Here is a 21,247-nt window from a genome sequence, read left to right as displayed (position 1 = left end):
TTTGGTATGAAAGTAGCTTACTTTGACTGCGCAGCGGGCATTGCCGGCGACATGTGCCTGGGGGCGCTGCTGGATTGCGGGCTGCCCCTAGAGTATCTCAACCAGCAGCTCCAGGCCTTGGGCCTCGAAGGAGAATACAGCCTACAAGTATGCCGGGTGCAGCGGTGCGGCCAGCCGGCTCTGCAAGGGGTGGTGGAGGTGTTGGACGAGTCCCCGCCCGCCCGCCCCTGGAGGGAGATCCAGGCTTTGATTGCCGGATCCCGGCTGGCCCCCGCAGTCAAGGCCCGCAGCCTCAAGGTCTTTGAGAAGCTGGCCCAGGCGGAGGCAAAGGTTCACCAGGTGCCCCTGGAAACAGTGCATTTCCACGAGGTGGGGGCCGTCGATGCCCTGGTGGATATCGTCGGCACCTGTGTTGGCCTGGAGTGGCTACAGGTGGAGCGGGTGATCTCTTCTCCCCACCCCATTGGCGGCGGCTGGGTGGACACTGAGCACGGCAAGCTGGCCGTGCCCGTGCCGGCGGTGATTGAGCTGTGGGAAATGGGACGGGTGCCAGTGTTTAGCAATGGCGTAGAAGCCGAGCTGGTCACCCCCACCGGCGCGGCCTTGGCGGTGGCGCTGGCAGAAGCGTTTGGGCCCTGTCCGCCGCTGCGGTTGGAAAAAGTGGGGCGTGGGGCCGGCAGCCGCGAGCTGCCCATTCCCAACATCTTTCGTCTCTGGATTGGCCAGTCCCAGGGGGAAGAGCCGACCGAGATCGTCTCGGTGTTGCAAACTCAGATTGACGACCTCAACCCTCAAGTGATTGCCTATACCTGCGAGCAGTTGCTGGCCCTAGGTGCCTGGGACGTGTTTACCCAGCCCATCACCATGAAGCAAGGGCGGCCGGGAGTGTTACTGACGGTGATCTGCCCGCCGGAGCGGGTGCCGGAGTGCCAAGATTTCATCTTCCGGGAAACCACCACCCTGGGCATCCGCCACTCCCAGCAGCAGCGCACCGTCCTGGAGCGAAGGATCGAGCGGGTGGAAACCCCCTACGGCCTGGTGGACATCAAGGTGGCCTGCCGCCACGGCCACATCGTCAACGCCCAGCCGGAGTTTCGCGACTGTGTGGCCCGCGCCCAAGAGTTCCGCGTGCCGGTCCAGACGGTGTGGCTGGCAGCCCAAGCGGCCTGGCAAAAGCGGCTGCAGGGGGATCCCGCCTAAGAAGGTTGGGCCTTGGACAAGCGCATGCTCGTGCATAAGATCTGGCTGGATATAAGGATTTATGGAGCCAGATCGGAAATGTTCCAGAGTAGGCAACGGGGCTCTTCCTCAGATTCCCGATGGATTGGCTCCTGTTGGACAGAGATGCGGATCCCTGACCTGCTAGCCTGAAAAATATCAATACCCCGCGCTCTTGCCGACAACCGCAACCATGGAATCCCAAGCCGCCCAATTTAACTTCGACCGCCAACTCTGGGATCGCTTTATCAGCGTAGCGCAACCCTACTTCTACCCGCGGGTGCGCTACGGGGGCTGGATCTTCTTCGGCTTGCTAGCAGCATCCATGGTGTTTGTGGTTGCCCTCATGTTTTTTGTCGAGATTGGGGTAACCCTGGTTGGACAGGCTCTTTTTCCAGAGTTCTTCCGCACCCTAGCAGCAGGCTTGGTCGAGCAAACAGAGAGGAATTTAGCCTCGCCGGTGCTATGGGTGGCCGCAGCCAGTTTGGCCCTGAGCAGCCTGGCCTTTGGGCTGGTGTGGCGCCAGATTTGCCGCCGTTGGCTGCAATGGGTGCTGCTGACCTTTTTGCTGTTCCTGTCGCTAACGGTAAACCGGCTGAACGTGATGATCAGCTTTATCTTCCGGTTTATCGACACGGCTCTGCAGCAAAAAGAAGAGAGCACCTTCTGGCAATTTTTGATCATCTATGGCGTGCTGATCATCTCCGCCATCCCCATTTTGGTTATTTACCGATATACACGGCTAAAGCTGGCCCTGTTTTGGCGGGAATGGCTGACCGACTACTTTCTGGATCGCTACTTTGATCGGCGGGCCTACTACGAGCTGGATTCCAACGCCGCTAACACAGAGATCGATAACCCTGACCAGCGCATCTCGGAAGATGTACGCTCCTTTACCGGCACCACTCTTTCTTTTTTGTTGGATATTCTTGACTCCATCCTCACCCTCTACGCCTTTACTGGGATTCTCTACAGCATTTCCCGCCCCCTAGCGGTGGGGCTGGTTATCTATGCTACCATCGGCACCGGGATCGCCATTTTGGCCGGCCGCAAGCTGATTAAAATTAACTTCGATCAACTGCGCTACGAGGCCGACTTCCGCTACAGCCTAGTCCACGTGCGGGACAACGCCGAGTCCATTGCTTTTTACCAAGGGGAAGACCTGGAGCTGAGACAGATCTTGAACCGCTTTGCTGCCGCCTTGCGCAACTTTAATTTGCTGATCATCTGGCAGGCCATTATCGACATTTTTCAGTACGCCTATAACTATTTCACTCGCATTGTGCCCTACGTAATTGTGGCCCCCCTTTACTTTAGCGGCGTGCGCGATTTCGGCACCATTACCCAGGCTACCATCGCCTTTAGCCAGGTGCTGAGCGCCCTTTCGATTGTGGCCAACCAGATCCAGAGCATCTCCAGCTTTGCCGCCGGGATCAACCGCCTGGGATCCTTTTACGAAGCTTTGGAGAATCCTGCCCTGCGCCAGCTGCGCCCTCGAGAAAGTACCATCCAAACCCGCATTGCTCCCCAACTGGCCCTGCAGCAGGTGACTTTGCTAACGCCTAATTCGGAACGAACCCTGGTGCGGGATTTGTCCTTGACTTTAGAGGCGGGCCAACGGCTGCTGATTGTGGGAGCCAGCGGCAGCGGCAAGAGCTCCCTCCTGCGGGCCATTGCCGGCCTGTGGAACAACGGCCAGGGATCCATTGCCCGCCCCGATACCACCGAGATGCTCTTCCTGCCGCAAAAGCCCTACATGCTGCTGGGATCCCTGCGGGATCAACTGCTCTACCCGGGCCGCCGCCGGGATCTTAGCGACGCAGATCTCCTCCGGGTTTTGGCCCAGGTGAACCTGGCCGATTTGCCGGAGCGGGTGGGCGGCTTCGACGTGGAGAAAGATTGGGCTAGCACCCTCTCTTTGGGCGAACAGCAGCGCTTGGCCTTTGCCCGCATTTTGATTACTCAGCCCCGCTACGCCATTTTGGACGAGGCCACCAGCGCCCTGGATGTGGCCAACGAAAAGCTGCTCTACCTGCAACTGCAGCACCTCAACACCACCTACGTCAGTGTCGGCCACCGACCCACTCTCCTGGCCTACCACGATCTGGTCTTGGAGCTGCAGGGCAACGCTGCTTGGAAGCTCTGGTCGGCGGCAGACTACGGCGCCCGCCTGGCGCTGGCCGGCTAGAGATGCTGCCGCAGCTCTCAATCTGCGGCGGCACCCCTCACCCCCATCCCCTCTCCCTCTGGGAGAGGGGGGCAGGCTGTTCTAACCCCAACCCACAGAACTGGACGCGACCCAGGGGAGATGCTACCCTGTTTCACAGGTATTCCGACCGGATTACTGGAGAATCAGATGACTCCCTTTGCCGCCTCTGAGGCCAAGCGCTCCAAGGTGGAGCAGATCAAAGCAGATAGCCACTTCCTGCGGGATCCCTTGCAGCAGGAGTTGGCCCAAGACACCACCCACTTCAGCGAAGCGGCGGTGCAGGTGCTCAAGTTCCACGGTGTCTACCAGCAGGACGACCGGGATCTGCGGCAGCAGCGAAAGCAGGAGGGACTGGAGCGGGCCTACCAGATGATGCTGCGCACCCGCATTCCGGGGGGGCATGTGCCGCCACAGCTTTACTTGACCCTGGATCGGCTGGCGGAGGAGTACGGCAACGGCACTTTGCGGGCCACCACCCGGCAGACCTTTCAATTACACGGGATCCTGAAGAAAAATCTCAAGGCCACAGTGGCCAGCATTATTCGGCAGATGGGATCCACCCTGGCCGCCTGTGGAGATGTTAACCGCAACATCACGGCGCCGGCTGCCCCCTACAAGAACCGGCCTGCCTACCGCTATGCCCAGGAGTATGCCCGCAAGCTGGCGGATCTCTTGGCTCCGAAGACTTCTGCCTACTACGAGCTGTGGGTGGATGGGGAGGCGGTTCCCATCCCGCCGGTGGATCCGGAAGTCCGGGAAGCCGAGCAGTTTGTCGGCAATGGGGTAAGGCTGGAAGGGCCGGAGCCTCTGTATGGCCCAGTCTACTTGCCCCGCAAGTTCAAGACCGCCATCACCGTGGCTGGAGAGAACACGGTCGATATCTACGCCCAGGATCTGGGCCTAATTGTGCTCACCGACCGCAAGGGCAACCTCAAGGGCTTCAACATCGTGGTGGGCGGCGGCATGGGGCGCACCCACGGCAAGGAGGAGACCCAACCCCTTTTGGCCCAGAAACTCTGCTTTGCCCCGCCGGAAGCGGTGTACCGGATTTGCCAGGCGGTTTTGGCGGTGCAGCGGGATCACGGCAACCGCTACGACCGCAAGCAGGCGCGGCTGAAGTATCTGGTGCGCGACTGGGGGATCCGCAAGTTTCGCCGCGTGGTCGAGCAGTACCTGGGGGAAAAGCTATTGCCCTTCCGACGGATGCCCAAGTTTGTCCCCAATAGCGACGACTACCTGGGCTGGCACGAGCAGGGGGATGGCCGTTGGTTTTTGGGCCTCTCCATTGAAAATGGCCGCATCCAGGATACGCCGGAGCGGCAGCTGAAAACGGCCCTGCGCAAGATTGTGGAGGAATTTTCCCTGCACCTGCGGCTTACCCCCACGCAGGACGTGATCTTCATCGACATCGAGGAGGGCCAGCGAGAGGCCATTAACCAGATCCTCAAGTCCCACGGGGTGCTCTCCAAAGAGGAGATCCCGGAGCTGGTGCGGCTTTCCATGGCCTGTCCGGCGCTGCCCACCTGTGGCTTGGCCATTACCGAGTCGGAGCGGGCCCTGCCCACCCTGATCCGCCAGTTGGATCAGGTGTTGCGGGAGCTAGATCTGCAGGATTCGCCCTTTTTGGTGCGCATGACCGGCTGTCCCAATGGCTGTGCCCGCCCCTACTTGGCAGAGCTGGGACTGGTGGGATCCGCTCCCGATCACTACCAGATTTGGCTGGGGGCCAGCCCGCAAGGGGATCGCCTGGCTCAGCCGTTTCAGGATCGGGTGCACATCAGCCAAATTGTGCCTTTGATGAGGATTCTCCTGCAGCTCTACAAACAGGAGCGCCACCCCCAAGAGCGCTTTGGCGACTACTGCCACCGGGTGGGGATCCCCTACCTACAGGCCCAGGTGCAGCGGCTCCAGCAGGTTCAAAGCTAAGGGGACTGCCCCTCCCTTCCTCACTGAGGGCAAAGTGGGTCACTGGTTCAGGAGGCTGCTAGGCTTCCAGGGGAGCGAATGATAGAGTACAAAGAGGTTTTGTGCGAGCCCCTTCATGCCTCAGTCCAAACCTGACGAACCTTTCGTCCGCAAGGTCTTCAAAGCGCTGGTGCTGGTGGTCGGCGCAGCGATGTTCCTAAGCTTCTCCTTTGGCCCCATCCTCCAGGCGCTGGGGCCTTCGGACTCGCAAGACACCGCCAACTTGGTTACTGAGCAACTGCGGGCCCAGGCGGACGGCTACCGGGCTGTGCTGGAACGGGAGCCGGATAACCCCATCGCCCTGCGGGGGTTGATCGACACGCAACTGCAGCTCAACGAGCCGCAAGGGGCCATCGAGCCGCTGAAGAAGCTGGTGGAACTGGAGCCGGAAAATCGGCAACTGCGAGCTTTTTTGGCCCAGATTCAGCAAGATACAGGGGATCTGGAAGGGGCATTAGAGCAGCTCCAGATCCTTCACGAGAAGGATCCCAAAGATAGCCAAGTCCTGCAGGAGCTGGCCGACGTTCAACTAGCGCTGGGCCGCCCTTCTCAAGCCATTGAACTACTGGAGAACTATCTGAAGGAAGTCCCGGAAGATAACGATGTCCGTCTGCGCTTGGCCTTTATCTACGTCCGCAATAACCAGACGGAAAAGGCTGTCGCCCTCTACGACGAGATGATTGCGGCAGATCCCAGCGACTTTGCGCCCGTGTTGGGCAAAGCAATAGCCCTTACCTCCGCCACCGATGAAAACCTACGGGCAAAAGCCCCGGAGCTATTTGAGCAAGCAGCCCGCCTGGCCCCACCCAAGCTGCGGGAGCAGATCCGGCAAGAGGCCGAGCTCTCTGCCCAAAGAAACCAGCCTCAGGCTGTTGAGAGCCAGGAGACTGCTCCCTGAGGAGAGTCGTCCCCCTCAAGACTCGGAGACCTCCTTGAGGGCCGCTTCCACCGAGGGATAGATCTCGAAGAGGGAATCTAGGTGGGTAACCTTGAGAACCAGCTTCGCTTGTTCTCCCAGGCTGCAGAGCTTGAGAGGACAGCCGGCAGCGGAACAGAGGCGTCTTGCCCACACCAAAGCCGACACCCCCCTACTGTCGATCAGCGGAACCTGACTTAGATCCAGCAAGAGATGTCTTGGTTTCTCGGCGAGAACCGTGCCCAGCTCTTGGCGCACCAGAACCGGATCCAGCTTTCCTGGCGGAAGCTTGACGAGGGTAACAAGGGATCCCTTGGGGCTGAGCCGGGTGGAAACATTCACAAAAGGCTGAGAAAGTCAAGGGCGGGAGCCACATTGATTCTGAACCAAAGCCACCGGGTTGGGTTCCGCCGGGCAACTTTTATTTGAGATGTGGGAAGGTAGCTCTAATGGATACGCACGGGATCCCGGATTGGTTGGGGGATGCGGCTGCCCTGGGTTTGTTGGCCCTGCAGATGCCGATGGCGGCGGTGTTGCTGGCGCGGCTGCTGCCCTCTTTGTGGCGCCCTTCCCCTCTGCCCCCTGGCCAAGCGGGGATCCCCTTCCCGACGGGCCTGGTCAGCGTCTTGCTGCCCACCCTCAACGAGGCCGAGCGCCTGGATCCCTGTCTGGAAGGGCTGCACCGCCAGGGAGCGGTTGTGCGCGAAGTTCTGGTGGTGGATAGCCGCTCCCAGGATGGCACCCGCGAAAAAGTGCTGCAAATGGCCGCGCGGGATCCCCGCTTTCGCCTCGTTACCGACGATCCCCTGCCCAGCGGCTGGGTCGGTCGCCCTTGGGCGTTGCACTATGGATTTCTCCAGTCGGATCCCGCCTCTGAGTGGATCTTGGGCATTGATGCCGACACCCGCCCCCAGCCGGGCCTGGTGGAGCGGCTGCTGGAAACTGCCCAGGCCAAAAAGCTGGATCTCATCACCCTGGCGCCGCAGTTTATCCTGCAGCACTGGGGGGAAGGCTGGCTGCAGCCAGCTCTTTTGACAACCCTGATCTACCGCTATGGGGCGGCAGGGGAGACTCCCCACTTGCCGGAGCGGACGATGGCCAATGGGCAGTGTATGTTGGTGCGCCGCTCGGTGCTGGAAGCCATGAACGGCTATACCCTGGCGCGGGCCTCCTTTTGCGACGATGTCACCTTGGTGCGGCAGATCGCGGCAGCCGGCTTTAAAGTAGCTTTTTGCGACGGTCGGCACCTGCTCAAGGTGCGCATGTACACCTCTTTGGCCGAAACTTGGCGGGAGTGGGGCCGATCCCTGGATTTGAAAGACGCCACCCCCAGGGCCCAACTGTGGGGGGATATGGCCCTGCTGGTGCTTACCCAAGGGATCCCACTCTTGGCAGTGGGGGGGCTGGGGATCAAGGCCGGGCTGGGGTTCCCCTTTTCCCTAACAGAGCAAGTGTTGTTGGGGCTCAACCTGGGCTTGCTGGCCCTGCGACTGGGGGTGCTGATGGGCATTCGCGGCTCTTATCAGGATCCCCCCTGGACGTTTTGGGCTTCGCCGCTGGCGGATCCCTTGGCTGTCCTGCGGGTGATCTTGTCAGCCCTCAGCCGCCCCCGCTCTTGGCGCGGGCGCACCTACTAGTCGACTGCCTCAGGATCTCACCTGCCCCGCGAAGCGCAGCGGAGTGACAGCAGGCGCAAGCGAGTGTTGGGTGGCCCTCAAATAAGGCAACCCCTGATCGAGTAAGCCTAGCTGCACCGCTCTTTCAACAGGGTAGTTTGTGACCACTAGCTCCGTGATTTTGCCTCGTTTTGTCCCCTTGCAGTTGATAGCCCGGTTTGCTTGAACTTCATCAATAGCAAAGAAGGGCATAGCGTACAAAGAGCGAATGATTGCGGTGTCAGAATTAGAAAGCATGATGTACACCTTATTCTTGCTTAAGTCAATGCAAATGTCTCGTAATCGCTCTTGATCCTCTAGGCCGAAGCCACTGGCATGATAGGAGGTAAAGTTTGATGTTTGCGAGACAGGAACGTAAGGCGGGTCGAAATACACCCAGTCGCCTGGCTTGGCCCTCTCAACAACCGTATCAAATGGCACGCACAAAATTTCAACATTTTGTAGAGCAAGGGATGCAGCTAAAAGATTGTCCTTGTCTAGATACTTTGGAGCTTTATATCGCCCAAAAGGAACATTGAACTTTCCTTGCCGATTGACGCGATACAAACCATTATAGCCTGTCTTGTTCAGGTAAATCATGCGCGCTGCTCGTCCTACAAGACCCATTGACCAAGGATCTTTCTCTCGAATCTGGTAATAAAAACTTTCATTGTGTGGAAATTCGGAGAGTAGTTGAATAACTTCCCAAACATGATCGCGAATAGCCAGGTAAGTATCTATCAGCTCAGCGTTGATATCGGAAAGGATCGCCTGTTTGATTTTGCATTCTCTATACAGGCGAAAGAAAAGCGCGCCACTCCCAACAAAAGGCTCGTGGTAAGTTCTGAAATAGACCGGCATCCGCTCTAATAGGGCGTCTGTCAGTTGTGTCTTGCCACCGGCCCATTTTAGAAAAGGTCGCGGAAGAAGCAAATCGCTCATGTTACAATCCAAAATACAAACGTAACCAATCTTCTAAATCGCTGAACCAAACCACTTTCTCAGTAGACATCAGTTATCCTTGCATGTTCTTTGAAAACCCTTCGCCGTCAATTACCTCGATCCCTGGAATAGGCCAGTGCTCCATATCTTGAATGGTTGCAGGGATCTTCTCTTCCGCTGTGCCTGACGTCGCCTGAAACTTACACTCCACTCCCAGTCGCTTGCCGCTTTTTTCATCGCTAATGACCACATCAATATACCGCTGTTGCCCCCACAGCCTTCGTGCTGGTCTTCAATCCAAGAGATTGTGCCAGAGCAACAACTCGCTGCTTTAATTCGTCACCACTTTTAGGCGCTGTTCTTTTTCCTGACATAGAGAAAACTCCTCACAGACAATCAGCTTCGTTTGTTTTCACCACCCCTGCGCTCTCCCATCGCCACCCAACTCCCGAAGCTTTGCGGCTAGGCGCTGCTGTTCCTGACGGACTTGGGCGAGGGCTGCTACTGCCGCTCCTGCCCTACTTGTTCAATTCCCCCAGAAGCAAATTCCCGTCGGCAGTCCACCACTGCAAGTAGGTGGCTGTGGTTTCTACTTTTTGTCGGTGCCACACCCTCAAGAACCAGCCGATCTCCGGAGTCCAGTAGCAGTGGTTTTCATCTGCTGTTGCAGAAGCACATAGCAACCTTAATACAGATTAGTGATCGGGGGCAAGATGGATTTAATGCAGGGGCTCGTGGATTTCGTAGACAGCAACCCCGATCTCCGAGAGCTGGGGCAAGCCTTAGCTGTCAAAACAACACTCCAAGGCCATACTCACCCCTAGGTCTGTGACGTGTTGCAAGTGTCATCAAGCTTTATCAGCAACCGGAACTTATACTCCCAAACCAAGGAGCTGCTGGACTTGCTCTAGCTTATCGAGGCTCAAAGCCCTATCTCTCTCCCGAATAAAAAGCTGCTGCTATTGCGATGAGCTGAAGGAAAGTTTAGAAGAGGCAGTCCCAGAAGAATGAGGAAGCAGTTGCTCAAAAAAAGAGATACGGCATAAGGCAAAAAAGTAGAAGCTCCTGATGGACAAGGGGGAGCTAACAGTGTTTATGGTAGATGAGCGTCACCCGCTATGAGGTTACCTTTGTGGATAGAGGTGGGGGGTAAAGGAGAACAGATTGCGGCCGATATTAAGAATATCAGGGGGAGGCGAAGTTACTTTGGGGCATTAGATTATGACAAGAGAGAGTTTCTGTTGCAAGTATATAATAAGGCAGATTCTCAAAGCATGAGAGCGTTTATAGAGTACTTAAGACTTGAGAAAAAAGAACAAAGGATAGCGATTTTTTGGGATGGGGCGGACTATCGTTGCTGTAAATAGGTTAGGGCGTATTTAGAAGAAGTGAGCCAGAGGTTAAGAGAAGAGGAGTGGCCAGTCAGGTGCATTCTTTTTGTTCCTTATACAACGGAACAGAATTTTGATTTTCCTATCATGAATATCTTAGGAATGCTACGATCAGCAGGGAAGTTACAGGAGCTATGCTATGCTGGGGTGTTAGTCATCGAAATCAGCATGCGTGTCCATTACTTACAACATGTGCCCTTTGAAGGTCTGGGCTATATAGAGTCCTGGCTCAAAGCCAAGGAATACCCTGTAACGGGCACAAGGTTTTTTGAATCGACGAGATTGCCGAGCCTAGATGAATTTGACATGCTCATCGTCATGGGTGGCCCCATGAGTGCCAATGACGAAAGTGCATTTCCTTGGCTAGGTCAGGAGAAGGAGTTTATCCGCAATGCCATCGAGGCCGGCAAGTCCATTTTGGGCATCTGTCTGGGGGCGCAACTGATTGCCAGCGTAATGGGTAGCCGAGTGTTTCCAAATCGTGTTAAGGAAATAGGCTGGTGGCCGGTACGAGGGGTACAGCCCCCTGATGAGCTAACCTTTCGCTTCCCGCCCTCGATTGAGGTTTTTCACTGGCACGGGGAAACCTTCGAGCTGCCCCCTGGTGCAATTCACCTTGCCAAGAGCGAAGGCTGTGAGAACCAGGCCTTTCAGCTTGGACGCTCAGTGATCGGCCTCCAGTTTCACTTGGAAACCACGCCAGAATTGGTGCAAGGGCTTGTCTCCCACTGCCGCAACGAACTGTTGCCATCTACCTATGTGCAGTCGGAAGCAGAGATCCTCTCAGCCTCCCCTGAGAAGTACCAAGCCATAAACCGTCTAATGGGCGAGGTTCTCTCCTTTCTCTGTCGCTCCGATCCCTAGGCCCCGCGCTGCGCTCTAGAGAGCGGCCAAAGCCGTAAGATGCAGATCTGCAAGCCAAAGTTCCAAGAGGATAGACGTGGGCCATCAGGTTTTGGGACTGGGGATCGCGGGTTGGTCGGCTGCACGGCTGCTGCGGGCCCAGGGAAAAGAGGTGTGGGTCTGGGACGAGCAGGATTCGGAGCTCTTGCGGCAACGGCAGGCGGAGCTGGAACGGGAAGGGATCCCTGTCCACTTGGGCCAGCCTTTTCAACTGCTGCCGGGAGTGAAGCAGGTGGTGGTCAGCCCGGGCATTGCCTGGGATCACCCGCTGCTGCAAGAGGCGCGGCGGCAAGGGATCGAGGTGGTGGGAGAGGCGGAGCTGGCCTGGCCGTTTCTTGAGCACCTGCCTTGGGTGGGGATCACGGGCACCAACGGCAAAAGCACCACCACGGCCCTGGTGGCGGAGATGTTCAAGGTGGCAGGGCTCGAAGGGATCCCCTGCGGCAACATCGGCTTACCTCTGTCGCAAGTGGCTCTAGAAACCTGGCAAGGGCGGCGGCAGCCGGCTTGGATCGTGGCAGAGCTGAGCAGCTACCAACTAGAAGCCAGCCGCCACCTGATGCAGAGCTCCCCCGGCAGCCCGCCCCGCATTGGGGTGTGGACAACTTTCACCCCCGATCACCTAGAGCGGCACGGCACCCTGGAGCGCTACGCCGGCTTTAAGGCGCGGCTGCTGCAGCGGGCCCAGTGGCGGGTGGTCAACGGCGAGGATCCCTACCTCTTTCGCCGCCGGCAGGACTGGGAAAACACCTACTGGGTTTCGCTGCAAGATCCGCAAGCGGATGTTTTCCTGCGGGGGAGCACTCTTTACATCCAGGGAGAAGCGGTAGCCGAGCTGGAGGATTTTGCCGAGCGCTGCCCAGGCTCGCACAACTTGCAGAACCTGCTCCTAGCGGCAGCGGCTGCTCATCTGGCCGGGATCCCCAACACTGCCATTCAAGGAGCCATCCGCTCTTTTGCCGGCATGCCCCATCGCCTGGAGCGGGTAGCCCAAATCCAGGTGGGATCCACCCCCATCCGCTTTGTCAACGACAGCAAAGCCACCAACTACGAGGCCGGCTGGGTGGCCCTCAACGCCCTCTCCCCGCCCATCATCCTCATTGCCGGTGGAAGGGCCAAACAGGGGGACCCCTCAGCCTGGCTGCGGCTTATTCAGGCTAAGGTGGCCCGCGTGTTGCTCATTGGGGAGGCTGCCCCTGCCCTGGCCCAGGCCCTCCAGGAGATCCGCTATACTGACCTCGAGATCCTGCCAACGCTAGATGTGGCGGTGGAAAGGGCTTTTGTAGCTGCTTGCTCCCTAGCGCAAGCCCTGGACAATCCGGCCCAGCCCATCACCGTCTTGCTCTCGCCTGCTTGTGCCAGCTTTGACCAGTACTCCAGCTTTGAGCACCGTGGCCACCACTTCCGCGCCTGCTGCCAAGCCCTTGTGGGATCCCTGGAATGCTGAAGCCCGCTGGCTGCGCTGGCTGACGCTGGTCTGGTTGGGGATGGGACTAGCGATGCTGTTTTCCGCCTCCTACCCGGTGGCGCAGCAGACTACCGGCGATGGCCTCTACTTTTTTAAGCGCCAGGTGCTCTGGTCAGGGCTGGGGCTGGTCTGCTTCACCATCCTAGTGCGCATCCCCTTGCAGCGCTGGTTCCCCTGGGCGGGGATCCTCTGCCTGCTGGGCATTGGCTTGGTCTGGGCCACCCACGTGCCAGGTCTGGGGGTTTCCCGCCTGGATGCCAGCCGCTGGCTGGATCTAAAGGTGATCCCGATTATTCAGCCTGCGGAATTGCTCAAGCCCCTGTTGGTGCTGCAGGGATCCTGGGTGTTTGGCCGTTGGTTTTACCATCCCCTCTGGTTTCGCGGCGTCTGGGTCGGGCTCTTTGCTTTGGCGCTGCTGGGGATCCTCATCCAGCCCAACTTGGGTACCACCGCCATCTGCGGCCTTACCCTCTGGGTCATGGCCTGGACGGCTGGGCTCCCCCTTTTTACCCTCTTGGCTACCGCGGGACTGGGGATCTTGGCGGCTGGGGTGAGCATTCTCAGCAAAGACTACCAGCGGCGGCGCATCTTAGCCTTTTTGGATCCCTGGGGGAATGCTCAGGGGGACGGCTACCAGTTGGTGCAGAGCCTTTTGGCTATTGGCTCAGGTGGCTGGTGGGGCAAAGGCTATGGTCTTTCCCTACAAAAGCTGTTCTACCTGCCCATCCAGTACACGGACTTCATCTTTGCTGTGTATGCAGAAGAGTTTGGCCTGGTGGGATCCCTTTTCTTCCTGGGGCTATTGAGCGCCTACACCTGGGTCAGCTTGCGGGTTATGCGGCGCTGTCTCGACCTGCCTGCCCGGCTGGTGGTCTGCGGCTGTCTGATGTTTTTGGTAGGGCAGGCACTGCTGAATATCGGCGTGGTCAGCGGCCTACTGCCGACTACAGGGGTGCCCTTGCCCCTGTTTAGCTACGGCGGCAGCTCGATCCTGGCGGGGCTGATCATGGCGGGGCTGTTGGTCCGGGCCGCCCGCGAGGTGGGCTAAGGCCTGTAAGCTTCTCACTCGGTAGCCAGTAGATAAAGACTTGGGGGTTCAGAGGGGATCAATCGGTAGGGATCCGCCTGGTTAAGCTCTCGACAGAGGTGAGCAAAAGACTGGAGACCTTCGAGGCGCTCCGTGAGCTCGCTGAGGGTATCTAGGTATTCGGCTAAAGCAGCTTGGGAAAGGTGCCAAGACTTGTCCAGCTCCTGGAAATAGGTCATCTGAAACTCGACGGAAAAATTCTTTTCTCTGAGAAAGACCTGCTCTGGCGTAAGCCCTCGATCAAATGGGGAAAGACGAGCAATGCGCTGGATGCGCTCGCTAGAGATGCGGCCAGCGAAGCCAGAAGCCTTGTACGTATAGGCCGTCCGGAGCTGAGGCCGATCCGCTGGCAAGAGAGCTGCACACCACCTTTCGCTCAGTTCCCGGAAACGAGGGACCTCGAAGTTTAGGACATCAACAGCATCTTGAAGGTACCCATGTTTAAGCAGAAGCTGGGATTCCGCCGCTAGGGAAACCGCCCAACCCTTGAGAGCAATATCGCTGAGCAATAGGCAGTGGACCTGGCGCTCAACAGGGATCTGATGGGCTTGGTCAGAGAAAAAAATTCGGATATTTCCTGTCCTTCCTCGATGCTGTTCTCGAGGTTAAGTAGCCACGACCTCAGCTCCTTATCACCTCTCGTAGAGGCTTTAATGAAGTTATAGCAGTCTTTAAAAAGAGAGCTGACCATCCACCGCCTGGTACTGGGATCTACATCCGACGCTTCAGAAGAGTTAGCTCCCCAGGCACATTGAGCATAAAAGAGTGCAATAGCAGAAAGAGGAACGATGCAAGGCGGCTCTGGAAGAGCCAGAATCTCCTGAATTTCCTCCCTCAGCTCCTCGATCCTTTGCTCTAGAGGGTTGTCGGTTTGATTCCGCATGTCAACCCTGTTGAGCAAGAAGACCATCAAACTGGTTTGACCTCTGAGAAACTCTACGACATCCTTTAGCTCTCTCAAGAGAGTTTCCCGTCCTTGCCAATCTGTCTGAGAGTAATCCAGTGCAACAAAGCTAAAGCACTTGCTGACATGCTCTTGGATAATCCTAAGGCTTATTCTATCTTGAATTGAGTTTAGGCCAGGCAAGTCATAAATCTCGACCTGTAAGCCCTCAGGCAGGCCTAACAGAAAAGGGTTTCTGACCGGCAGCAGCGGACACTCAACGTCTACCTGAGGGATGCCCACCTCCGCTTCATCCCTCTTCTTCCTCTTCTTTCGCCGCTCTTGGTGGTAGGCCTCCATCGTCAGCTTGAGCCGGCTGTAGATTTCTTCGTCCCTCTGGTCTTCCCACGTGCCGCATTCCCAGGTAGCTCCTTCGGTATTGTGGATAACTAGCCTGCTCCGCTCGCTGTGCCTAATCCGCAGGATCCCGGCACTCATCTCCTGGGCCTCAATAGGCGCGATTTTCCGGCCAATGAGGGCGTTCACAATAGTGGATTTACCCGAAGAGGTGGTGCCAATGGTGGCAATCCGGAAGGAGGGCTTCTGTAGGCGGGCAACAGCCTCTTCGTAGACAACCCGAAAGGCCTGCAGCTTTTCCAGCAGCACAGAGCTGCTAATGACGTCGTGGTATTCGCTGAGGATCCCAGCAGTGAGGTTGCCAAGGGTGAACAGTGACTCTCTTGCGATCCGCAGGGCTACCGAGGGATCGTAGAATCAAGCCTGTGATGCGCTCCTTCAGATAGAGTTAAGATGACATGCCGACAGCTCTCAAGCCGCTTCGCCGGCATTATAGTCCTTTCGCTAGTACCGTGGTTCGTTTTCTTCGCATTTTTTCAGCGTCCTTCTTGACAGCAATGCTGATTTAGTAGCACAAAGAAATGGATCTAAAATGCACATAGCCGCCGGCAGTTCTGGGGTCAACAAGAGGTAGTTTGCGAATGATGGATGGCTCTTTGCAATCTTTCTTCGCCTCTGCTTCGCAAGTGGGGCTGGGAGTAGCGGTCTTCCTGGCGCTGCTCACTCTGCTGGCCTGGATACGCAACTGGCCTTGGAAGTTTTCGCTAGTGGGCTACACGGCCTTTACCTTGGTCCTAACGGCAGGCTGTTTTGCTCTGAGCCTAGGGCCCATTTTCCGCTCCCGCATCCCCGGGGCTGCTCCCTACACCACTGTCTATGACCAAGGGGCGGAGCGGGCGGTCATTGCCGTTAGCCCAGATATCACCCCGGAGCAACTGATCCTTACGCTGAAGCAGGCAGCTAGCGATCTGGCCTCCTCTGGTCGTTTCTCTACCGGCTCGCCGGTATTTACCCTGCAGGCCCGCACTGTCATCCACCCCGAGCCGGGAGTCTCCGAGCCCTTACTTTTGGGCACGCTGCAACAGCCGCTGGGAAAACGCCTGCGCACCCCGGAAGAACAACAGCAGCAGCAAATCCGGCTGGAGGAAGAGGCCTTTGCTCGGCTGCGTAGGTTAGCCCAGGCTCAGGAGGCCGCCCCGCCCTCTGAGGGGACTTTGCAAGAGCCTCCCTTGGCCCAATCCTGAGCCCTCAGCCAGCGGCGCAGATCTTGCCCTACTTGCTCAGGGATCTCCCAGGGAAAGAGGTGGGCCACGTTGGGATAGACAATGCAGGTGCACTGAGGGAGAAGGCGGGCCGTGGCTAGGCTGCTGGCAACAGTGATGTGGCAATCCTGCTCCGCAGCCAGAATCAAAACCGGCAGGTGCAGGCGGTGCAGCTCTCCCTCGCGGTTGTAGCCCTGTCGAAGGGCAGCGCGTAGGGCTTGGCGAGCCTGAGGAGAGGTATGCAGGTAAGCCGGCAAAGCTGCCTGGGCCAGGTAGCGATAGGTTCTCGGGGTATGTCTCTGGATTAGGTAGCGGTAGAGAGAGCGGCGGCCAAAGGTGTTGATGTTCCAACTCCAGCCGGGCCAAAGCCAGTTGAGCAGCGAAGCAATGCCGGTGTTGAGCTGATCCCAAAAATCGGTGGGGGGATGGTTGCTACGAGGACAGGCGGCGCTGGCCACCAAGACCAAGCCTTTGACCCGTCCCGGCAGCCGCAAGGCCAGCTCCAGGGCCAGGATCCCGCCCAGCGACCAGCCCAGCAGCAGGCACTCCCGCCAGCCCAGGCGATCCAGCAGCTCCTGCAAATCCTCCAGGTGGGCCGACATCTCAAAGGGATCCCGCACCTGCGAACGCCCGTAGCCGCGCAGATCCGGCGCCACACAGGGGTGCATCCCCGCCACCGCCTCGGCAAAAACTTCCATGCAGTCGGCATTGCCCGGATGGCCGTGGAGCAGCAGGATGGGCAGCGAAGGGATCCCTTCTCCCCAAACACGACAGTGGAGCTGTAGGCCCATCGGCTTACCAGAGCACTTTGAAATTGCACTGAAATCGCAGGGTCAGGCGCTGGCCGCCTTTTTTGGCGTCGGCTGCAGCTTCACCCCGTTGGGGATGCAGATTAAGTTTTGATCCAGCACCTGCACAAACCCCTTCGAGCGCAGGGATCCCAGCAGGCGAGTAACCGTCACGCGGGTGGCACCAATGGCATCCCCGATCTGGGCGTGGGTGAGGGGCCAGGGGAGGTACATCCCCTGCTCACAGGGCTGCCCATACTCGTCGATTAACAAGGTCAAAAAGCCCTTCAGGCGGTCGATGGCGCGACGCTGGCCCAAGTTGCCCAGCCAGAGCAACTTGCGTTGCAGTTGCTGGCGGAAGCTTTCTTGAATTTTCTGGTGCAGATAGGGCCACTGCTCCAAATCCTGCCAGTAAAACCACATCACCGTCGTGCGATCGACATGGGTGCAGGCTTTTAGCTCAAAGCGCTCCGGGTTGCTCAGCTCAAAGGGCACCCCGGGCGTGATAAACCCGACAAAAACCTCCCGCCGCTCCGGCGTTTGGCTGACCAGGCGCACCACGCCCTCTTGGGGGATGTACACCAATCCCGGACGAGTTGGAATGCGCACATCTTTAGGAAACGTACGAGAGCGGTAGTGCTCTTCGGCCCACTGGCGGAGTTCCCGCCATTCCTGAGCCTCTGCTGCCGATGTGATGGAAACAAGTGTCATGGGATCAACTTCCTGTCGCTCGAGCGACCTGATGGGTTTTACAGACTCCCCAGCTTTACCTGGCTACTGTTGCAACACAACGCTTTCGCCTTCGCGTCCGCGGAACGGAGTCGTGAGAGGATGGGGAAACCGCAAGGGGGCAAAACAAAGAGGAGAGAACCTACAGGCTTACTTTACCTTAGCTTCATAATGGCACTGAACCCTATGGGGCGACATCGGGTTTCTACTGATATTGTTCAAAAGGCTACGTCCAATAATAACCTCAAGAAGCCGTAAATTTTCAGAGCTTGTCGCCGAACTCAGCCAGCTAGGGGATGGCGCAGAATGGGGTCAGACTGGTGGATGTCTGAGTACAGGTGTGGGGTGGCTGCGATGAATATCCTTATCAGCAACGACGATGGCATCCAGGCGGCGGGGGTGCGATGTCTGGCCGCTGCGCTGGCTCAGGTGGGTGGACATCAGATCACGGTGGTCTGTCCGGATCGGGAGCGCTCGGCTACCGGCCACGCCTTGACGTTGCACAAGCCGCTGCGAGTGGATCCGGTGCGGGAGGGGTTTCCGCCAGAGGTGCAAGCTTGGGCCTGTTCGGGCACGCCCTCGGACTGCGTCAAGTTGGGCCTGGACGGTCTGCTGCAGCAGCCCCCTGACTGGGTCATTGCCGGCATCAACCAGGGAGCCAATCTGGGCACTGATGTGCTCTATTCCGGCACCGTCTCGGCAGCCATGGAAGGGCTGCTGGAAGGGATCCCCAGCCTAGCCGTGAGCCTGGCCAGCTTTACCCACCAGGATTTTCAGCCGGCGGCCCAGGTGGTGCTGATGCTGCTGGAGAAGCTGAGCCTGAAGCCTTTAGAGAAGCCGATGCTGTTGAACGTCAATGTCCCCCCGCTAGGGTTGGCTGAAATACGCGGCATGGTCTTGGCCCGCCTGGCCTGGCGCAAGTACACGGATCTCTACGAGAAACGGGTAGATCCCCGCGGCAAGGCCTACTACTGGCTGGCAGGAGAGGTGGTGGAAGAGGAGGTGGATCCCTGTTCCGATGTGCGGGCGGTTGCCGAGGGGTATGTGTCGATTACGCCCCTGCAGCCGGATTTAACGGCCTACGCCGCTTTCGAGAGCTTGCAGCGCTGGGGCCTCTCAGCCTTTGGCTTTTGAAAGCAAAAATGGCCTAGGGCAAGCAGGCTTGGCCGGGATCGCAGCCAGGGGAAACCCTAGAGGGGAACGGCTGCCAAGGCCAGCAGCCGTTCTGCCACAGCCTGGGGAACAGGCATCACCGACAGTCGCGTGCCTCGCCGCACCACTTCTAACTCCGCAGGGGTAAAAGTGGCCCTTAACTGGGCCAAAGGGATCAAGCGCCCAAAGGCGGCAACAAATTGCACCCGCACTGTCTGCCAGCGGGGCGCTGCAGGGGTTGACTTGGGATCGTAGTAGGGGCTGGTGGGATCAAACTGGCTGGGATCCACCACCTGAGTCTCCACGATCTCCATCAGGCCGGCTATGCTGGGGGGGTCGGCGTTGGAGTGGTAGAAAAAGGCGCGATCCCCAACCTGCATGGCCTTCAAGTAGTTGCGGGCTTGGTAGTTGCGCACGCCGTCCCAAAGGGTTTGGCCGTCCCGCTGCAGATCCCAGATGCTGTAGACGCTGGGCTCCGATTTCATCAGCCAGTAGTTCATGAAACGCTAGGCGCCGGCAGCAGGCAAGCGACGGGCAACAAACTCGACAAAGTTTTGCAATATCTTCAAGCCTACAGGGCCGGACTTTTCGGGGTGAAATTGGGTGGCAAACAAGGTGCCGCGGGCAATGGCGGCCACACAGGTTTGGCTGCCGTGCTGGGTGGTGGCGACCACCCAGCTTGGATCCTTGGGCACCGCGTGGTAGGAGTGGACAAAGTAAACCCAGCTTTGCTCGGGGATCCCTGCCCAAAGGGGAGAGTCGGGCTGGGTAAGGTGCAACTGGTTCCAGCCCATGTGGGGGATGCGCAGGCCCGGCTCCGGTCGAAAGCGCTGCACCCGCCCCGGCACGATGCCCAGCCCCGGCTCTGTCCCCTCTTCGCTGTCTTCGAACAAAACTTGCAAACCAATACAAATGCCCAAGAAAGGCTGCTGCCGCTCGATGGCTTGTCGGATTGCCTCCCCAAAGCCGCGCGCCCGCAACTGCTGCATGGCTGGGTCAAAGGCCCCATCGCCGGGCAGGACAAGGCCATCAAAAGCCGCTAGCCCAGCCGGCTCTGTGACTAGCTGCACCTCGGCCCCGGCCCGCTCCAGCCCTTTGCAAGCTGAATGCAGGTTGCCGGCATCATAGTCGATCACCGCCAGGCGCACGGCTTTCATGGCTTTTCCTGAAACCTTCAAGAGCCTATCAGTATAGTGGTTTTAGCTAATCCGCCGTTCGCGCTAGCGGGACGTAGTCCTGGAAGCCCCGCTCTGTACCCCCCTATATCCCAGCCCCCCAGTCCCCCAGTCCCCCCGTATACGGGGGGATGTAGGGGGGCGGGCCGGCCAGAGTCGGGATGAGAGGCGGGAGCGTTCAACAGGTACAATGCATTCATCATGAGAACCGCTTACCAGTACCGCTTGCGTCCTACCACCAGCCAGATAGCTCTAATGGAGCAATGGCTGCAGCTGCTACGTAGGCAGTACAACTATCGCCTGGCAGAACGGTTCAACGGGTGGGAGCAGAATCGCTGCAACAGCCACGCTTGCCCGTTGACAGTCTGCCATCTGCCTGTGTTGAAAGACAAGCCCACCTTCGACTCCCAGAAACGAGACTTGGTAAACACAAAGGCTCTCTTCCCCGAATACCAAGCGATTCATTCCCAGGTGCTCCAAAACTGCCTACAGCGGGTGCAAAGGGCCTTTGACCGATGGCTAAAAGGTGACCGCAACGGCAAAAGGGCAGGCAGGCCTAGGTTTAAGGGAGTAGGGCGGTATCGCTCCTTCACCTTCCCTCAGATGAAGCAGGACTGCATTCGAGGGCAGTTTATCCATCTGCCCAAGGTTGGGCCGGTCAAGCTGGTCCAACACCGCCCTTTGCCCGACGGTTTTACAAAGTAGCCAACCAGCGCAAAGATTTTCACTACAAGATGGCAAAGAAGTTGTTAAGTAAGGGGAAGCACATTGCTCATGAGGCGCTTACTATTAGGGGTCTGGCTAGAAGCAGACTAGCCAAATCTGTTGATGATGCTGGGTGGGGTGAGTTCCTGCAAATTTTGGCAGCCAAGGCTGAAAGAGCTGGGCTGTTGACGATTGCAGGGGATCCCCGCGGCAGCAGTCAAGGGTGCTCGGGGTGTGGTCGAGATGTGCCCAAAAAGCTGCATGAGCGGTGGCACGATTGTCCGCACTGTGGGTTGAGGATTGGCAGGGATCACAGCTCGGCGAGGGTCATCAAATCCAGAGCGGTGGGGCGTCCCGTTCTTCAAGCTCAGGAAATGTCCTGCTATTGGGCAGGAGTCACTGGGAAGCCCGCACTCTATGCGTCAGCATGAGTGCGGGAGTA

Annotated in this window: 20 protein-coding genes; 12 read left to right on the top strand and 8 right to left on the bottom strand. The window is 58.2% G+C overall.

Annotated features, from left to right (window positions below; genetic code table 11):
• Nucleotides 1-6 precede the first annotated feature (6 nt).
• From larC to SYN63AY4M2_RS02955, 4 genes are all read left to right on the top strand, one after another.
• Nucleotides 7-1,200 carry a nickel pincer cofactor biosynthesis protein LarC gene (gene larC / locus SYN63AY4M2_RS02970; protein WP_099887197.1) on the top strand — a complete coding sequence of 398 codons (1,194 nt, stop codon included), beginning with the start codon at nucleotides 7-9 and terminating at the stop codon, nucleotides 1,198-1,200.
• A gap of 211 nt (nucleotides 1,201-1,411) precedes the next feature.
• Nucleotides 1,412-3,406: an ABC transporter ATP-binding protein/permease gene (locus tag SYN63AY4M2_RS02965; RefSeq protein ID WP_011429836.1), complete on the top strand. Its 1,995-nt coding sequence runs from the start codon at nucleotides 1,412-1,414 to the stop codon at nucleotides 3,404-3,406.
• Between the two features lie 168 nt (nucleotides 3,407-3,574).
• Nucleotides 3,575-5,353: an NADPH-dependent assimilatory sulfite reductase hemoprotein subunit gene (locus SYN63AY4M2_RS02960; protein ID WP_099884123.1), complete on the top strand. Its 1,779-nt coding sequence runs from the start codon at nucleotides 3,575-3,577 to the stop codon at nucleotides 5,351-5,353.
• Nucleotides 5,354-5,468: 115 nt separating this feature from the next.
• Nucleotides 5,469-6,290, top strand: coding sequence for a tetratricopeptide repeat protein (locus SYN63AY4M2_RS02955; protein WP_099834622.1), 822 nt, complete (start codon nucleotides 5,469-5,471; stop codon nucleotides 6,288-6,290).
• A gap of 15 nt (nucleotides 6,291-6,305) precedes the next feature.
• Here the strand turns inward: SYN63AY4M2_RS02955 and SYN63AY4M2_RS02950 are convergent, their stop codons facing one another.
• Nucleotides 6,306-6,650, bottom strand: coding sequence for an STAS domain-containing protein (locus SYN63AY4M2_RS02950; protein WP_099887196.1), 345 nt, complete (start codon nucleotides 6,648-6,650; stop codon nucleotides 6,306-6,308).
• A gap of 107 nt (nucleotides 6,651-6,757) precedes the next feature.
• On the opposite strand from SYN63AY4M2_RS02950, the gene SYN63AY4M2_RS02945 reads away from it, so the two are divergent.
• A complete protein-coding gene (locus tag SYN63AY4M2_RS02945; RefSeq protein WP_049749723.1) occupies nucleotides 6,758-7,945 on the top strand; it encodes a glycosyltransferase family 2 protein in 1,188 nt (395 codons plus the stop codon).
• Between the two features lie 9 nt (nucleotides 7,946-7,954).
• Here the strand turns inward: SYN63AY4M2_RS02945 and SYN63AY4M2_RS02940 are convergent, their stop codons facing one another.
• Nucleotides 7,955-8,905: a DNA adenine methylase gene (locus SYN63AY4M2_RS02940; protein WP_099884119.1), complete on the bottom strand. Its 951-nt coding sequence runs from the start codon at nucleotides 8,903-8,905 to the stop codon at nucleotides 7,955-7,957.
• Between the two features lie 1,559 nt (nucleotides 8,906-10,464).
• On the opposite strand from SYN63AY4M2_RS02940, the gene SYN63AY4M2_RS02930 reads away from it, so the two are divergent.
• The 3 genes from SYN63AY4M2_RS02930 to SYN63AY4M2_RS02920 all read left to right on the top strand — a co-directional run bounded on the left by SYN63AY4M2_RS02930 (nucleotide 10,465) and on the right by SYN63AY4M2_RS02920 (nucleotide 13,715).
• Nucleotides 10,465-11,160: a type 1 glutamine amidotransferase gene (locus SYN63AY4M2_RS02930; protein WP_099884553.1), complete on the top strand. Its 696-nt coding sequence runs from the start codon at nucleotides 10,465-10,467 to the stop codon at nucleotides 11,158-11,160.
• Nucleotides 11,161-11,236: 76 nt separating this feature from the next.
• Nucleotides 11,237-12,646 (top strand): UDP-N-acetylmuramoyl-L-alanine--D-glutamate ligase, encoded by a 1,410-nt coding sequence (murD, locus tag SYN63AY4M2_RS02925; protein ID WP_011429845.1) that lies wholly within the window; start codon nucleotides 11,237-11,239, stop codon nucleotides 12,644-12,646.
• On the top strand, nucleotides 12,591-13,715 hold the full coding sequence (locus SYN63AY4M2_RS02920) for a putative peptidoglycan glycosyltransferase FtsW (protein ID WP_049749724.1): 1,125 nt from the start codon (nucleotides 12,591-12,593) through the stop codon (nucleotides 13,713-13,715). The genes murD and SYN63AY4M2_RS02920 overlap by 56 nt, the downstream gene beginning before the upstream one ends.
• Before the next feature lie 14 nt (nucleotides 13,716-13,729).
• Here SYN63AY4M2_RS02920 and SYN63AY4M2_RS13595 read toward each other — a convergent pair whose 3' ends face one another.
• Together SYN63AY4M2_RS13595 and SYN63AY4M2_RS02910 are read right to left on the bottom strand one after the other, a co-directional pair.
• Complete coding sequence (locus tag SYN63AY4M2_RS13595) at nucleotides 13,730-13,933, bottom strand: hypothetical protein (protein WP_143597114.1); 204 nt, start codon at nucleotides 13,931-13,933, stop codon at nucleotides 13,730-13,732.
• Nucleotides 13,934-14,220: 287 nt separating this feature from the next.
• Nucleotides 14,221-15,303 carry a dynamin family protein gene (locus SYN63AY4M2_RS02910; protein ID WP_168175099.1) on the bottom strand — a complete coding sequence of 361 codons (1,083 nt, stop codon included), beginning with the start codon at nucleotides 15,301-15,303 and terminating at the stop codon, nucleotides 14,221-14,223.
• 332 nt (nucleotides 15,304-15,635) lie between these two features.
• Here SYN63AY4M2_RS02910 and SYN63AY4M2_RS02905 point away from each other — a divergent pair, with 332 nt between their 5' ends.
• Nucleotides 15,636-16,238, top strand: coding sequence for a Ycf51 family protein (locus SYN63AY4M2_RS02905; protein WP_240530487.1), 603 nt, complete (start codon nucleotides 15,636-15,638; stop codon nucleotides 16,236-16,238).
• Here SYN63AY4M2_RS02905 and SYN63AY4M2_RS02900 read toward each other — a convergent pair.
• Both SYN63AY4M2_RS02900 and SYN63AY4M2_RS02895 read right to left on the bottom strand, forming a co-directional pair.
• A complete protein-coding gene (locus tag SYN63AY4M2_RS02900; protein ID WP_099887194.1) occupies nucleotides 16,178-17,047 on the bottom strand; it encodes an alpha/beta hydrolase in 870 nt (289 codons plus the stop codon). The two genes, SYN63AY4M2_RS02905 and SYN63AY4M2_RS02900, sit on opposite strands and share 61 nt — an antisense overlap.
• A 42-nt stretch (nucleotides 17,048-17,089) precedes the next feature.
• Nucleotides 17,090-17,755, bottom strand: a complete 666-nt coding sequence (locus tag SYN63AY4M2_RS02895) for a Crp/Fnr family transcriptional regulator (protein WP_011429850.1) — start codon at nucleotides 17,753-17,755, stop codon at nucleotides 17,090-17,092.
• 372 nt (nucleotides 17,756-18,127) lie between these two features.
• Here SYN63AY4M2_RS02895 and surE point away from each other — a divergent pair, with 372 nt between their 5' ends.
• Complete coding sequence (surE, locus tag SYN63AY4M2_RS02890) at nucleotides 18,128-18,907, top strand: 5'/3'-nucleotidase SurE (protein ID WP_011429851.1); 780 nt, start codon at nucleotides 18,128-18,130, stop codon at nucleotides 18,905-18,907.
• Nucleotides 18,908-18,963: 56 nt separating this feature from the next.
• Here the strand turns inward: surE and SYN63AY4M2_RS02885 are convergent, their stop codons facing one another.
• Together SYN63AY4M2_RS02885 and hisH are read right to left on the bottom strand one after the other, a co-directional pair.
• Complete coding sequence (locus tag SYN63AY4M2_RS02885) at nucleotides 18,964-19,425, bottom strand: EVE domain-containing protein (protein ID WP_099884109.1); 462 nt, start codon at nucleotides 19,423-19,425, stop codon at nucleotides 18,964-18,966.
• A gap of 6 nt (nucleotides 19,426-19,431) precedes the next feature.
• Entirely contained in the window at nucleotides 19,432-20,082 is a 651-nt protein-coding gene (hisH, locus tag SYN63AY4M2_RS02880; protein WP_011429853.1) for an imidazole glycerol phosphate synthase subunit HisH, read from the bottom strand.
• A 219-nt stretch (nucleotides 20,083-20,301) separates the two neighbouring features.
• On the opposite strand from hisH, the gene SYN63AY4M2_RS14080 reads away from it, so the two are divergent.
• Nucleotides 20,302-20,805, top strand: coding sequence for a transposase (locus SYN63AY4M2_RS14080; RefSeq protein WP_346426043.1), 504 nt, complete (start codon nucleotides 20,302-20,304; stop codon nucleotides 20,803-20,805).
• Between the two features lie 29 nt (nucleotides 20,806-20,834).
• The gene (locus tag SYN63AY4M2_RS14075) at nucleotides 20,835-21,236 is read left to right on the top strand and encodes a transposase (RefSeq protein WP_240530486.1); all 402 of its coding nucleotides are present in this window, start codon (nucleotides 20,835-20,837) and stop codon (nucleotides 21,234-21,236) included.
• Nucleotides 21,237-21,247: the final 11 nt, after the last annotated feature.

This window comes from Synechococcus sp. 63AY4M2, from assembly GCF_002760475.1.
GTDB lineage: Bacteria > Cyanobacteriota > Cyanobacteriia > Thermostichales > Thermostichaceae > Thermostichus.
This window is presented reverse-complemented; position numbering and strand designations above follow the sequence as displayed.